Annotated in this window: 13 protein-coding genes; 9 read left to right on the forward strand and 4 right to left on the reverse strand. The window is 67.5% G+C overall.

Annotation, left to right across the window (positions count from 1 at the left end; all coding sequences use genetic code 11):
* Nucleotides 1–15: 15 nt before the first annotated feature.
* Nucleotides 16–630 carry a class I SAM-dependent methyltransferase gene (locus tag AB0I14_RS04370; RefSeq protein ID WP_358016287.1) on the reverse strand — a complete coding sequence of 205 codons (615 nt, stop codon included), beginning with the start codon at nucleotides 628–630 and terminating at the stop codon, nucleotides 16–18.
* A gap of 121 nt (nucleotides 631–751) precedes the next feature.
* Between AB0I14_RS04370 and AB0I14_RS04375 the strand changes: the two genes are divergently transcribed.
* From AB0I14_RS04375 to AB0I14_RS04390, 4 genes are read left to right on the forward strand one after another with little or no spacing between them, the layout of a single operon-like run.
* The gene (locus AB0I14_RS04375) at nucleotides 752–1,237 is read left to right on the forward strand and encodes a MarR family transcriptional regulator (protein ID WP_358016290.1); all 486 of its coding nucleotides are present in this window, start codon (nucleotides 752–754) and stop codon (nucleotides 1,235–1,237) included.
* On the forward strand, nucleotides 1,234–1,650 hold the full coding sequence (locus AB0I14_RS04380) for a PPOX class F420-dependent oxidoreductase (protein WP_358016293.1): 417 nt from the start codon (nucleotides 1,234–1,236) through the stop codon (nucleotides 1,648–1,650). The genes AB0I14_RS04375 and AB0I14_RS04380 overlap by 4 nt, the downstream gene beginning before the upstream one ends.
* 19 nt (nucleotides 1,651–1,669) lie before the next feature.
* Nucleotides 1,670–2,644, forward strand: a complete 975-nt coding sequence (locus AB0I14_RS04385) for a phosphotriesterase-related protein (protein WP_358016296.1) — start codon at nucleotides 1,670–1,672, stop codon at nucleotides 2,642–2,644.
* 1 nt (nucleotide 2,645) lies between these two features.
* Complete coding sequence (locus AB0I14_RS04390) at nucleotides 2,646–4,130, forward strand: AMP-binding protein (protein ID WP_358016298.1); 1,485 nt, start codon at nucleotides 2,646–2,648, stop codon at nucleotides 4,128–4,130.
* Here the strand turns inward: AB0I14_RS04390 and AB0I14_RS04395 are convergent.
* Entirely contained in the window at nucleotides 4,093–5,211 is a 1,119-nt protein-coding gene (locus AB0I14_RS04395) for an acyltransferase (RefSeq protein WP_358016802.1), read from the reverse strand. The two genes, AB0I14_RS04390 and AB0I14_RS04395, sit on opposite strands and share 38 nt — an antisense overlap.
* 238 nt (nucleotides 5,212–5,449) lie before the next feature.
* Here AB0I14_RS04395 and AB0I14_RS04400 point away from each other — a divergent pair, with 238 nt between their 5' ends.
* Entirely contained in the window at nucleotides 5,450–6,640 is a 1,191-nt protein-coding gene (locus tag AB0I14_RS04400) for a DUF3068 domain-containing protein (RefSeq protein ID WP_358016301.1), read from the forward strand.
* Between the two features lie 19 nt (nucleotides 6,641–6,659).
* Nucleotides 6,660–8,273, forward strand: a complete 1,614-nt coding sequence (locus tag AB0I14_RS04405) for a hypothetical protein (protein ID WP_358016804.1) — start codon at nucleotides 6,660–6,662, stop codon at nucleotides 8,271–8,273.
* Here AB0I14_RS04405 and AB0I14_RS04410 read toward each other — a convergent pair.
* Both AB0I14_RS04410 and AB0I14_RS04415 read right to left on the reverse strand, forming a co-directional pair.
* Nucleotides 8,270–9,271 carry an NADP-dependent oxidoreductase gene (locus AB0I14_RS04410; protein WP_358016304.1) on the reverse strand — a complete coding sequence of 334 codons (1,002 nt, stop codon included), beginning with the start codon at nucleotides 9,269–9,271 and terminating at the stop codon, nucleotides 8,270–8,272. The genes AB0I14_RS04405 and AB0I14_RS04410 overlap by 4 nt on opposite strands.
* Before the next feature lie 73 nt (nucleotides 9,272–9,344).
* Nucleotides 9,345–10,514, reverse strand: a complete 1,170-nt coding sequence (locus AB0I14_RS04415) for a glycosyltransferase family 4 protein (RefSeq protein ID WP_358016307.1) — start codon at nucleotides 10,512–10,514, stop codon at nucleotides 9,345–9,347.
* 48 nt (nucleotides 10,515–10,562) lie between these two features.
* Here AB0I14_RS04415 and AB0I14_RS04420 point away from each other — a divergent pair, with 48 nt between their 5' ends.
* From AB0I14_RS04420 to AB0I14_RS04430, 3 genes are all read left to right on the forward strand, one after another.
* Nucleotides 10,563–11,351: a class I SAM-dependent methyltransferase gene (locus AB0I14_RS04420; protein ID WP_358016807.1), complete on the forward strand. Its 789-nt coding sequence runs from the start codon at nucleotides 10,563–10,565 to the stop codon at nucleotides 11,349–11,351.
* A 55-nt stretch (nucleotides 11,352–11,406) separates the two neighbouring features.
* Nucleotides 11,407–12,882, forward strand: coding sequence for an aldehyde dehydrogenase (locus tag AB0I14_RS04425; RefSeq protein WP_358016310.1), 1,476 nt, complete (start codon nucleotides 11,407–11,409; stop codon nucleotides 12,880–12,882).
* A gap of 145 nt (nucleotides 12,883–13,027) precedes the next feature.
* Nucleotides 13,028–13,249 (forward strand): hypothetical protein, encoded by a 222-nt coding sequence (locus tag AB0I14_RS04430; protein ID WP_358016313.1) that lies wholly within the window; start codon nucleotides 13,028–13,030, stop codon nucleotides 13,247–13,249.
* Nucleotides 13,250–13,315 lie beyond the last annotated feature (66 nt).

Here is a 13,315-nt window from a genome sequence, read left to right on the forward strand (position 1 = left end):
CGGGTAGGCCTTGAGCTAGGCCTTGGTGGCGGTCACCAGGAAGGCGGGCATCTGCGTGCGACCCTCCGGCAGGGCCGCGTACAGCTGAGCCGGCCGGATCTCGTCGATCTGCCAGTGACGTGAGACCACCTCGCGCAGTTGATCTTCGGTGAACTGGGTCGGGCCGGGACCTTCCTGGTCGCCGAATGCGCCGGCACCGAAAGCCAGGATGTAGAGCCGCGCACCGGGGGCGGCGGCACGGTAGACGGACTGCAGGTAGCCGTCGCGGAGTTCGGCGGGCAGTGCATGCAGCAGGCCGCTGTCGAAGACCGTCGAGAACCGGCCGTCGTATCCGGTGAACGACGAGATGTCAGCCTGCGCGAATGTCACGTCGTCCAGCCCCCGCTCTCGGGCGGTCTCGGTAGCCGCCGCGACGGCGGTGGGGCTCAGGTCCAGCCCGACGACCGAGTGGCCGCGTGCGGCGAGCGCCAGTGCGAGTTCGGCGTGACCGCACCCGGCGTCGAGGACCTCGCCTCGGACCGCACCGTCGGTGTCGATGATCGCTGCGTATTCCGGTTGCGGTGCACCGATGCTCCAAGCCGGTGTCTGCTGCTGCCGGTAGGCGTCGTCCCAGTCGATGACGTGTGTCATGTCATCCATCCCTTCATTTAGTTCAAATTTGTACTATATTGACTGTAGGTCGGGAACGACGTATTGACAAGGCGATGCTTCACACTGTTGAGATCTGAACTAGTTGATCGATTGGAGGAACATGACGCGAATGCTCTCCACTGCCGAGGTCCGGACCTGGCGGCCCTACATCGAGTCCAGCCTGCGCTTGGAGACGCTGCTGGACGAGCGCCTCCGGGAGGCCACGGGCCTGAGCCTGATGGACTATCACCTGTTGATGCTGCTGACCACCGCCCCCGACCACCGCCTGCGAATGAGCGAACTTGCCGAGAAGATGGTGTTCTCGCGCAGCAGGATCACCTACCAGATCAACTCGATGACCAAACGCGGTCTGGTGCTGCGTGAACCGGTTCCCGAGGACCGCCGCGGCTACCGCGCCGTGCTGACCGCCTCCGGCGCCGAAGTACTACGCGACGCCATGCCACTGCACGCCGAGTCGGTACGCGAACTGTTCTTCGACCACATCCGGCCCGACGAACTCGACTGCATCGAGCGGGTATTCACCCGGCTACACGACACCTTGCAGCACGACGAGCTGCAACCCGACGACGAAAGCCTTTCATCATGACCTTCACCGCCGCCGAACTGTCCTACCTGCGCGAGCAACCCATCGGACGCCTGAGCACCGTCGGCCGTAACGGCGATCCGCAGATCCGCCCGGTCGGGGTTCACCTCGGCCCCGACGACGCCACCATCGACATCGTCGGACACGCCCTCGCGTCGACGCAGAAGTGGCGCAACGTACTCGGCAACCCGCAGGTCGCCTTCATCGTCGACACGGTCCACTCGGTGCGCCCACCCGATGCCCGCGGCATCGAAATCCGTGGCACTGCAACGGCACTACCCGATGCGGGCACCACCGATGGCGGCCTGTCCGGCGACATCATCCGGGTCGTGCCACGCCGGATCATCAGCTGGGGGCTCGACGGTACCGGCACCGCCGCGCGGGACTGGACCGAATCCCCACACGCAGCGGGCTGACCCACCTAGCATCGGCAGCGTGCCGACAGTCAACACCGCCCACGGATCCATCGACACCTCCGACCTCGGCGTCACGCTCATGCACGAGCACGTCTTCATCATGACCAGCGAGGTCACGCAGAACTATCCGGACAGTTGGGGCAGCGAGACGGACCGCGAAACCGACGCCATCGCCCGGCTGAACAACCTCAAGGCCAACGGGGTGGACACCATCGTCGACCTCACTGTGGTGGGACTCGGCCGCTACATTCCACGCATCGCCCGCATCGCCGCGGCAACCGAGATCAACATCGTCGTCGCCACCGGTCTGTACACCTACAACGACATTCCGATGACGTTCTGGTTCAACGGTCCCGGCACCGCGATGGCCGGGCCCGAGCCGATGACCGAACTGTTCGTCCGCGACATCGAGGAGGGCGTGACCGGAACCGGTATCAAGGCCGCGATCCTCAAGTGCGCCACCGACGAACCCGGCGTCACCCCCGGCGTCGAACGGGTCCTGCGGGCGGTGTCGCAGGCACACCGGCACACCGGGGTACCGATCTCCACCCATACCCACGCCGCCACCCGGCGCGGCCTGGAACAGCAGCGCATCTTCGCCGAGGAGGGCGTCGACCTGTCCCGCGTGGTGATCGGCCACTGCGGTGACACCACCGACATCGGCTATCTCGAAGAGTTGATCGCCAACGGCTCCTACATCGGCATGGACCGTTTCGGTGCAGACATGTTCCTGCCGTTCGAGGACCGCGTCGCCACCGTGGCGACCCTGTGCGAACGCGGTCACGCCGAGAGGATGGTGCTCTCGCACGATGCCTGGTGCCACTTCGACGCACTACCCGACAAGGTGACGGCGATCCTGCCCGGCACCGGCTACCTGCACATCCACAATGACGTGCTGCCCGCGCTGCGCGAGCGCGGCGTCACCGAGGAACAGATCACGACGATGCTGGTGGACAATCCACGCCGGATCTTCGACCGTCGGGGCGGGTACTGAGATGACCGACGCGATCCCGCCGATCCCCACCCAGGTCAGCCAACTGGCCGCTGCCGACCCCGACCGGCCGGCGGTGACCTGTCAGGGCATCACGCTCACCCGGGACGAACTGGACCGATCCAGCAACCGACTTGCCCGCGCCTACGCCGAACGTGGTGTGCGACAGGGCGATTACGTCACGATCAGCCTGCCCAACTCGATCGAGTGGGTGCAGGCCGTGCTGGCCACCTGGAAACTCGGCGCGGTGCCGCAACCCCTGTCGCCGCGGTTGCCGGACGCCGAGTTCGCCGGGATCCTCGCACTGCGCCCCCGGGCCCTGGTAGTCGGTCGCGACGCCGGTGAAACACCTTGGCTGCCCGCCGGTTTCACGCCAGATCCCGACCTGTCCGATGCACCGCTGCCCGAGGCGGTCGCACCGACGTGGAAGTCGATGGCCTCGGGCGGCAGCACGGGACGCCCGAAACTGATCGAAGCCGGCGGCGACAGCCGGGTGCCTGCCCTGATCGGCGTCCCCCTGGGCGCCCAGCCCGGCGATGTCACGCTGATGTCGGTGCCGATGAGCCACAACACCGGTTTCACCACATTCGCCATCGCGCTGCTGGGCGGCCACCACCTGGTGCTGATGCCGCGCTTCGACCCGGCCGAGTTCCTGGCGCTGGTCGCCGAACACCGCGTGACGTTCCTGACCACGGTGCCCACCATCATGCAGCGCCTGCTGCCGGTGTACCGCGCCGACCCGAAAGCCTATGACCTGTCCAGCATTCGCCGGTTCTGGCACGTCGGGGCGCCCTGCCCGCCTGCGGTCAAGCAGGCCTGGATCGAGCTACTCGGACCCGAGGCATTGTGGGAACTGTACGGCGGCACCGAGTTGCAGGCGCTGACCTTCATCTCCGGCGAGCAGTGGCTGGCCCACCCCGGATCCGTCGGTGTCGTGGTGGCCGGCGAGATGAAGGTGCTCGACGACGACGGCCAGGAGTGCCCGCCCGGCGTGACCGGTGAGATCTACATGCGGCCCGGTCCCGGCAGCGCACCCACCTACCGTTACGTCGGCAGCACCGCCAAGAACCGTGACGGCTGGGACTCACTCGGAGATCTGGGGTATTACGTCGACGACGGCTCTCAGCGGTTCTTCTACCTCAACGACCGCCGGGTGGACATGTTCACCGTGGGCGGCAAGAACGTCTACCCGGCCGAGATCGAGGCCGCGCTGGCGGCCCACCCCGACGTACTGTCCTGTCTGGTCGTCGGCGTACCGCACGAGGATCTCGGACAAGTGCCGCACGCCCTGGTGCAGACGTGTGACGGGTCAGAGCTGGACGGTGAAGCGGTGCAAGCTTTTCTGCGCGAGCACCTGTCGGGCTACAAGGTCCCGGAAAGTGTGGAATTCGTCGACACCCCGCTGCGCGATGACGCCGGTAAGGCACGTCGCGCCGCAGTGCGCGACGAGGTCATCGCGCGGCTGGAGCAGGCTCGGGCTCATCGGTGATCGAGCTGTCCAGCGGCGGCACCGGGCTCTCATTCCGATACTCCCAGCGCCGCAACGCTTCCCGGCACGGTGATTCCACCAGCGCGTAGCTCACCGCGGCCAGGGCGAACCCGAACACCAGCGTCAGCACCAACACCACCAGCATCTGCCCGTTGAACAGGAACTCGCCGATCATCGGGAACACCATGGCCAGCGCAGCCAGGTGCCAGACGAACAAGCCGTAGGACCAGCGGCCCAGCGTGACCATCACCCGGTTGCCCAGAATCGGATGCGCGGTGCCGGGATGATCGAGGACCAGCGGGGCCAGCAGCGCGCCCGCCACGATCGCACCCATCGCGGTCTTCAGGGTCACCTGTCCCACCGAGCCCGGCCGCAGTCCTTCCAGACCGGCCAGCGGCGAGGCCGCGATCCCGAACGCCACCGCGGCGATGACCGCCATCAGCACCCGGCGCCGGGCCAGCCGGTGCACCCAGCCGAATGGACTCACGGTGAGTTCAGCCAGCACCATCCCCGCGGCGAACCAGGAGAAGAACGCCGGCGGCCAGTTCCACGGGTTGAGCCCGGTGGTGCCGGAGAACGGGATGCGCACCCACAACAGGCTCAATGCAGCCACGGCCATGATCACTCCGATGCGGGCCCGCACCGGTAACCGCCGCGCCAGCAGCGCGAGCACCGGCAGCGCCAGATAGAAGGTGACCTCCACCGACAGACTCCACATCTGGGTGAGCCCGGGACTGAGCGTCAGCGGTACGTAGATCTGGGTGAGGGTCAAGTTGGCCAGCCACACCGTCAGATCGCCCCTGGACTCTGGAAGCAGCAGCATGATCACCACGACGGCCACTACGTAGCCGGGCATGATGCGCACGATGCGGGATCGCAGGTAGTGACCGGTCCGCGGGCGGGGACGCAGGCCGCGGGCGGCGGCAGCATGCCCCCGCCACAGCAGGAACCCCGACAGCGCGAAGAACACGGCGACCGCAAGGTCGAACCGGCCGAAGAACCGGCCGCTCACCCCGGTGGTGTGCCCGGTCTGGAAGGCGACGTGGGTGAGCACCACACCCATGGCGGCGCAGGCGCGCATGCCTTCGACGGCCGGCAGGAAGCTACGTGTCCCGCCGACCTGAGATTCCGGTCCGGTTTCCGGGCCGGGTGCTCCGGTGGCCACGGCGACCAGTGTGCCGCTCGATGGCAACCCCGCCAAACTGCGGGTTAACGCGCCGGGGAGATGTCACGGGAGTAAGTGATGCACTTAAATAGTGCTGTTAGGGTCGAACGGGTTTGCCTCACGACGAGTTGGCCCACACTGAAGGAGGCCCGGTTTGAACCGCGCAGTGGCGCTGCGTATCGCGGCATGTGGACTGATGGGGCTGGGTGCAGCTCTGCTCATCGCCGCACTGTTGTTGACCACCTATACCAAGGGCAAGATCGCCAAGATCCCGCTCAATCTCGATGCCAGCCTGGTCAGCGATGGAACCGCGACCGCTTTCGATCCGGCCTCCCTGGTGGCCGAGAAGTTCTCGGTGGACCGCAACGTGCCGGTCGCACTGCAGCAACAGGTCAGCGTGGAATCACCGTCCAACGCCGAGGTGGTGACGCTCCAGGTGGGCAGCACACTGCGGCGCACGGACCGTCAGAAGGACGGCGGCCTGCTGTTGGCGTTGGTGGACACCGTCACGATGAACCGCAGCACCGCGCTGGCCGTGTCCAGCGACAACAACCCGGGCGGTGCCCTGCAGAAGCCCCGGGCCATCGAGGATGAGAAGCCGCCGACCAACGTCGCGCTGCCGCACGAGGGCCTGACCTACCGGTTCCCGTTCGACACCGAGAAGAAGACGTACCCGTTCTTCGACGCGATCGCCCAGAAGGCGTTCGACGCGAACTACGACGGTGAAGAAGACGTCAACGGGCTGACCACCTACCGGTTCATCCAGAACGTGGGCTACGACTCCAACGGCAAGCTGGCCGAGCCGGTCAAGTACTCCTCGCTCTACGAGGACGACGCCGACAGTTCGGTCACCGCAAGCCCCGAGATGTGGGGCGTGCCCGGCGAACCCGATGAGCGGATCAAGATGGACCGCTTCTACGCCGCGCAGCGCACCTTCTGGGTCGACCCGGTGTCGGGCACCATCGTCAAGGCGCAGGACCACGGCTACCAGTACTACGCACGTGACGCCCTCAAGCCCGAGGTGACCTACGTCGACTACAAGGTCACCTACAACGAGGAGACCGTGGAGTCCCAGGTCGCAGCGGCCCAGGACGAGCGTGACCGGGTCGCTCTGTGGACCCGCATCCTGCCGATCACGTTCACCGCGCTGGGCCTGCTGGGACTCGTCGGCGGCGCCGTGGTGGGTTCGTTCGCGATCCGCGCCGAGTCCACACTGATCGATCCCGGCCTCGACACCGCCGATCACGGTTTCTTCGATACCCAGGGATTCCAAGTGCCCGGCGCCGAGGCGAAGACGGAGAAGCTGCCCGCTCAACGACCATCCGATCTACCGCCGGACCGCTGATCTGAGCCTGCGCTCTGCCCTGCTGCCGGCCTACGCGCTGGCACTGTCGTTATTGGTAACCGGGCCCCTGCTGGGGCCCGGTTACCTGCTTTTGCGGGACGCCGTCTCCACACCCCGCTCCTACCTGACCGATGCCGCCCTGGGCCTGACCGAGGCCGCACCCCGGGCTCTGCCGCAGGACTTTTTTGTCGTCCTGACCTCGACCGTGCTGGACGGCGGGATCGTGGTCAAGGTCCTGCTCGTTGCGGGCCTGTGGCTGGCCGGTTGGGGCGCCGCACGTCTGGCCTCGACGGTGTTGGGACCCGGCCTGCCCGGCCAGTTCATCGCGGCGACGCTGGCCATCTGGAATCCCTACGTGGCCGAGCGGTTGCTGCAGGGGCATTGGAGTCTGCTGGTCGGTTACGGCTGCCTGCCCTGGGTGGCGGTGTGTGTGCTGCGGCTACGGAGCGGGTCCGACTCCGGGGCGATGTGGGGTCTGGTGTTCTGGATCGCGCTGGCCGGGTTGACGCCGACGGGACTGATGCTGGCCGCCACGGTCGCTCTCGTGTGTATTGCGGTCCCCGGCGACGGCTGGCGACGTCTGCGCGTCGCCGCGCTCGCGTCGGGAACCTCGGTTTTGGCCGCGACGCCGTGGTTGGTGGCTGCCGCTGTCGGCGGCACGGTGTCATCCCCGGTATCGGCTGGCGGAGTTCATGCCTTCGCGGCCCGCGCCGAGCCCGGCCTGGCCACCTTGGGCAGCCTGGCCGGCCTGGGTGGCATCTGGAACGGTGATGCCGTACCCGGCTCGCGCACAACACTTTTCGCCTTGGTTGCCACCTTTGTACTGGTCGGCATCGTCGCGCTCGGCCTGCCGGTGGTGGCGCGCAACCGCACGGTGGTACCGCTGCTGATCCTGGCCGCGGCAGCCGTGCTGATCCCGGCCGCGATGGCCACGGGCCCCGGGTTGGCGTTCGTCGACGCGACGATCCGGGCGATACCCGGCCTCGGCGTGGTGCGCGACGGACAGAAATGGGTGGCCCTGGCCATGCCCGGCTACGTCGTGGCCGCCGCCGCCGCGCCGGTCACCTTGCGTGGCCTGCGGGTACCGGCCGCCGCCGCTGCCGCGGTGTGCTGCGCGGCGCTGATCGCGGTACTGCCAGATCTCGCCTGGGGCGTCGGCAATCAGATGCGCGCGGTGCAGTACCCCCCGAGTTGGGCGGCCGCGGCGGCGCAGATCAACTCTGACCCCCGGCCGGTGACCGTGCTCCCCCCGGACAGCATGCGTGAATTCTCCTGGGCGCCTGGCGCTCCGGTGCTCGACCCTCTGCCCCGGTGGTTGCGCGCGGACGTGTTGACGACCGGGGATCTGTCCATCGGCGGCCAGACTGTACCCGGCGAAGGGGTACACGCCCGGGCCGTGCAGGACCTGGCGCTCTCGGGTGCAACCGATCAACAACTCGCCGAGGCCGGGGTGGGCTGGGTGGTGCGCGAGTCCGATCGTGGGGTCGCGGTGCAGTACGTCGGCGGCTCGGCGCCTGCGGCGTCACATCGCGGCGTGATGATCGCCGCGCACCTGGTGTGGCTCACCTTGCTCGTTGCCGGCGCGGCAGGAATGGTGTTGCGGCGCAACGTCTACCGGCAGTCGGCTGCTTAGAGCGAAGTATCCACCGCGAGCAGGATCTTGCCGCGCACATGCCCTCCGGCGACCCGCCGATGCGCCTCCCCCGCCTGATCGAGCGGCATGATGTCGATCTCCGGCGCCTGGATCCGGCCCGCGGCGATGGCATCCACCAGACCGTTGAGCTGACGCTCCTGGTTGGCGTAGTTCGACATGATGGGAACGACGGTGACACCCAGCTCGGCGGCCCGCTCGGGATCGGGCATCGGCTCGTCGGCGATCAGCGTCGCGATCGGCGTGACGATCCCGCCGCGTTTCAGCATCTCGATCGAATCAAGGAGGCTGCCCTGGCCCACGGTGTCCACAACCAGGTCGACGCCGTCTGGCGCCCATTCCCGCACCGCCGCCAGGACACCGCCCTGGCGGTAATCGATGGCGAGATCGGCACCGAGCGAGCGGACGTAGTCGAGGTTGGCGGGTCCGCAGGTGGCCGCCACCTTGGCCCCCGCCATCGTGGCCAACTGGATCGCGATGCTTCCCATGCCGCCCGCGCCACCGTTGATCAGGACCGTTGAGCCCGCAGTGGTCCCGCCCACGTCGAACAACGCCTCCCAGCAGGTGATTCCGGCGGTCGGCAGCGCCGCGGCGTCACTGAAGGAGACATGGTCGGGTAGCTTCACGACCCGCTCCCGGTCCGAGGCCACGAACTGCGCATAGGTACCGCGCTCGCCCCGGCCCATGTTCGATGCCGTGACCACCCGGTCGCCGACCGCGAGATCGGTGACGTTCTCCCCGACCTCTGCGACCAGGCCGGCGGCGTCGAAACCGAGAACGAACGGGAACTGGTAGTCGAAGAACCGGGCGAGCCACCCCTCCCGGTTCTTCCAGTCGGCCGGGTTCACTCCCGCATAGGCGACCTGGACGATCACGCCGTTGGGCGCCGCCTGCGGCCGCTCGACGGCGGCCATGTGTAGGACCTCGGGTCCACCGAACTCTTCGAGGACCATGGCCTGCATCATCGGCTGAGTAGTCATGTGCCGACGGTAGGGCCGACCCCACCCCTGGAGGCCAGGAGGTTTCAGTCAATGAGACGACGGCCGACCGGCTTTACACCAGCCCGCTGACGTAGCTTCCCTCGTGCACCGATTCGAGCACCGCCCGCATCGCGTCCGCGCTGAGCGTCCAAGAGAATTCGTCACTGCGGGCCTGAGCCTTGCTACCCAACTGGACCCGCAGCACCGGGTCACTCAACAGCTGATGCAGCCCGGCGACCAGTGCGTCACGGTCCTCCGCGAGTAGCCCGGTGACCCCGTCGACGATCGAGTCGGTCAGCCCGCCGGATGCGCGGTAACCGATGGTCGGTACCCCGTGCTGGGCGGCCTCGGTGACCGCAAGTCCCCAGCCCTCTTTCCGTGAGGGCAGCACATGTACCCAACTCTGCTGCAGCACACGGTGTTTGGTCTCTTCATCGACGTGCCCGTGGAACGTCACCAAATCGGAGATGCCGAGCAGTTCGGCGTGTTCGACCAGTCGTTTCCGCCACCAGCCGCCGCCCAGGATGTCCAGGTGCAGCCCGGGAATCTTGGTGCGCAGCGTCGCGACGGCTTCCAGAGCGTCTTCGATCTGCTTGTGCGGCACCAGCCGCGACAGCACCACCAGACGCGGGCTGGTGGACCGCGGCAGCTCCAGTGTGGGAACGGGAGCCTCGTCAAGTCCATTGCGTACCACCGCAATACGGCTGGAATCTACCCCGAGCTCGTTGAGATCACGGGCCGAGGGCAGGGACACGGTGACGTACTGGTTGCGGCGGTGCAGTCGCGGCGAGAGTTTGGACTCGACGAACCAGCCGATCCGGCCGCGTACCGGGCCGGCCACCGGCCACAGTTCCCGGTGGCAGTGGTGCACGAGCACCGCCACGCGACGACCGAAGGCCAGCCGGGCCAGGAACGGCAGCCCGTTCTGGGTGTCGACGACCACATCCGGCCGGACCCTGCGTAACGGCCCGAGGCCGACGCGGGAGGCCACCATGGCCAGCCCGGCCCAGATGTACACGCTGTAAGGTCCGCCGGCCCGATTGATCTGTACGCCGTCGACCACCTCGCGCCGGGCCGCACCCGGGTACCGCGCGGTACGCAACGTGACGTCGACGCCGTCGTCGGCCAGGCACGCGCCGATCCGCTGCAGATACGCCTCACTGCCGCCACCCTGGGGGTGCCCCGTATCGCGCCAGCAGAGCAGCAGGACGCTCCGTAGGCGACGGTCGGGACGGGCAGACATCGTGTTGAGGGTACCGGTCAGTAGGTTGGGCGGGTGCAGCCCAGCAACATCTCGGCGCGCTTCGCCCGCCGGGCAACCCTGAACCGGTCAGTCCGCCTGCTGGCGCAGTTCCGGTTCGAGCAGACCGAACCGGCCCGTTTCTACGGCGCGCTGGCCGCCGACACCGTCGACATGGTCACTGATCTGTGGACGTCGACCACCGGCCGATCCCCTGCCGGACGCACCGTGCTCGACGTGGGCGGCGGGCCCGGCTACTTCGCTTCGGCCTTCGACGCCGCGGGGATGCACTACATCGGGGTGGAGCCGGACCCCCGAGAGGCGCACGCCGGAGCCGCGAGGGCGGCGACATCCGGCCTGAGCCCGGCGGTCGATTCCGCCTCGGGCACCTTTGTCCGGGCCTCGGGGATGGCGCTGCCGTTCGCCGACGACAGCGTCGACATCTGCCTGTCCTCGAATGTCGCCGAGCATGTGCGGCACCCATGGCGGCTCGGCAACGAGATGCTGCGGGTCACGAAACCGGGCGGGTTGGCGGTGTTGTCCTACACGGTGTGGCTCGGCCCGTTCGGCGGCCACGAGATGGGGCTGACGCACTATCTGGGCGGAGCCCGGGCAGCCGAGCGCTACACCCGCAAACACGGTCATCGACCCAAGAATGACTACGGCTCGTCATTGTTCGCGGTGTCGGCGGCCGACGGCCTGCAGTGGGCGGCCGGCACCGGTGCGCTGATCGCGGCATTTCCGCGCTACCACCCACGATGGGCCTGGTGGATGACCTCGGTGCCAGGGTTGCGGGAGTTCTTGGTGAGCAATCTGGTGTTGGTTCTTCAGCCATCGTGACCGTCTACTGGAACAGGTTCTCGTTTTTGCGGGAAATCTAGGTAATGTGACGTCCATGACACAGAGCGCAGCCGCCCTAAGGACGGAATTCGACAAACTGTTCATCGGCGGCCATTGGGTGGAGCCTTCGACGTCCGACGTCATCGAGGTCTTCTCCCCCGCGACCGGTGAGAAGGTCGGCCAGGTCCCGCTGGCCGCCGAGGCCGACGTCGACGCCGCGTGCGCCGCGGCCCGCAAGGCGTTCGACGAGGGCCCGTGGCCCCACATGTCGCCCGAGGAGCGCCAGGCCGTGCTGGCCAAGGCCGTCGAGCTCATCAACGAGCGTGCCGACGACTTCAAGCACCTACTGAAGCTGGAGACCGGCCAGCCGCCGACCATCGTCGACATGATGCAGTTCGGCGCGGGTGTGTCCAGCCTGCAGTACTACGCCGGCGCGGCCGACAAGTACGACTGGAAGGACATCCGCGACGGCATCTACGGCCAGACGCTGGTCATCAAGGAGCCGATCGGCGTCGTCGGCGCCGTCATCGCCTGGAACGTGCCTTTCTTCCTGGCCTGCAACAAGCTCGGCCCGGCCCTGCTCGCCGGCTGCACCGTGGTGCTCAAGCCGGCCGGTGAGACCCCGCTGACCACAAACCTGTTCGCCGAGGTGCTCGCCGAGGCCGGCCTGCCCGAAGGCGTGCTCTCGGTGGTGCCGGGCGGACCGGAGACCGGTCGCGCCCTGACCGCCAACCCTGAGCTGGACAAGTTCACCTTCACCGGCTCCAGCGGCGTCGGCAAGGAGATCGGCAAGATCGCCGCCGAGAAGCTCAAGCCCTGCACGCTGGAACTCGGCGGCAAGTCCGCGGCGATCATCCTCGAGGACGCCGACGTGGACTCCACCCTGCCGATGCTGGTGTTCTCCGGCCTGATGAACTGCGGGCAGGCCTGTGTGGGCCAGACCCGCATCCTGGCACCGCGGTCCCGCTACGACGAGGTCGTCGAGAAACTCTCGGCCGCCGTCGCCGCCATGCCGGTCGGCCTGCCCGACGATGCGGCCGCGATGATCGGCCCGCTGATCTCGGAGAAGCAGCGCGACCGGGTCGAGGGCTACATCAAGAAGGGCGTCGAGGAAGGTGCCCGCATCGTCACCGGCGGCGGTCGCCCCGAGGGCCTGGATTCGGGCTGGTTCGTGCAGCCGACGGTGTTCGCCGATGTCGACAACTCGATGACCATCGCCCAGGAGGAGATCTTCGGGCCGGTGCTCGTGGTGATCCCGTTCGACACCGAGGAAGACGCGGTGCGCATCGCCAACGACTCGCCGTACGGCCTGGCCGGCAGCGTGTACACCACGGACTTCCCCAAGGCCGTCGAGATCGCCTCGAAGATCCGCACCGGCACCTACGCGGTGAACATGTACGCGTTCGATCCGGGCGCCCCGTTCGGCGGATTCAAGAACTCGGGTATCGGACGCGAGAACGGCCCGGAGGGCATCGACGCCTACACCCAGGCCAAGAGTGTGCTGCTGCCGTTTGGCTACACCCCGGAGTAAAACTCCTCGAGATTCGTAAAGGCGCCCTGGAACTGCGGTTTCGGGGCGCCTTTCGTTTCGGCGAGACGGCGCCGACAGCCAATGTTCAGGTTCGCCAACTAGCGTGGCGCGGGTTCATCCGGTACCGAGACGCAAGGAGATTTCCATGGCAGTTTCCGTTGATCTGGCCAAGTCGCTCGACAAGGCCTACGAGGACAAGTCGCTCAAGGAGATCCTGGACGCTTCGCCGGCGGCACTGGCCGGGGTCACCGACGCCGATGCCGAGCATCTCGCTGCGGCGTTCAACATCAAGACCGTGCGCCAGCTCGGGGCCAACAAGTTCTTTGCGGTGGCCGCAGCTCTGGTCGCGCTGGAGACCGCCGGCTAGACCGTTTGCCCAGCAGACGCAGAATCGCCCTTTTCACCTAGGAGAAGGGCGATTCTGCGTTTGGTC

It is taken from the genome of Mycobacterium sp. NPDC050441 (assembly GCF_040655355.1).
GTDB lineage: Bacteria > Actinomycetota > Actinomycetes > Mycobacteriales > Mycobacteriaceae > Mycobacterium.

What these genes read in the sequence shown, in the direction of transcription:
- AB0I14_RS04430 (WP_358016313.1), top strand. Translation starts at nt 13,028, where the DNA reads ATGGCAGTTTCCGTTGATCTGGCCAAGTCGCTCGACAAGGCCTACGAG.
- AB0I14_RS04410 (WP_358016304.1), bottom strand. Translation starts at nt 9,271, where the DNA reads ATGACTACTCAGCCGATGATGCAGGCCATGGTCCTCGAAGAGTTCGGT.
- AB0I14_RS04375 (WP_358016290.1), top strand. Translation starts at nt 752, where the DNA reads ATGACGCGAATGCTCTCCACTGCCGAGGTCCGGACCTGGCGGCCCTAC.
- AB0I14_RS04380 (WP_358016293.1), top strand. Translation starts at nt 1,234, where the DNA reads ATGACCTTCACCGCCGCCGAACTGTCCTACCTGCGCGAGCAACCCATC.
- AB0I14_RS04390 (WP_358016298.1), top strand. Translation starts at nt 2,646, where the DNA reads ATGACCGACGCGATCCCGCCGATCCCCACCCAGGTCAGCCAACTGGCC.
- AB0I14_RS04415 (WP_358016307.1), bottom strand. Translation starts at nt 10,514, where the DNA reads ATGTCTGCCCGTCCCGACCGTCGCCTACGGAGCGTCCTGCTGCTCTGC.
- AB0I14_RS04425 (WP_358016310.1), top strand. Translation starts at nt 11,407, where the DNA reads ATGACACAGAGCGCAGCCGCCCTAAGGACGGAATTCGACAAACTGTTC.
- AB0I14_RS04370 (WP_358016287.1), bottom strand. Translation starts at nt 630, where the DNA reads ATGACACACGTCATCGACTGGGACGACGCCTACCGGCAGCAGCAGACA.
- AB0I14_RS04395 (WP_358016802.1), bottom strand. Translation starts at nt 5,211, where the DNA reads ATGCGCGCCTGCGCCGCCATGGGTGTGGTGCTCACCCACGTCGCCTTC.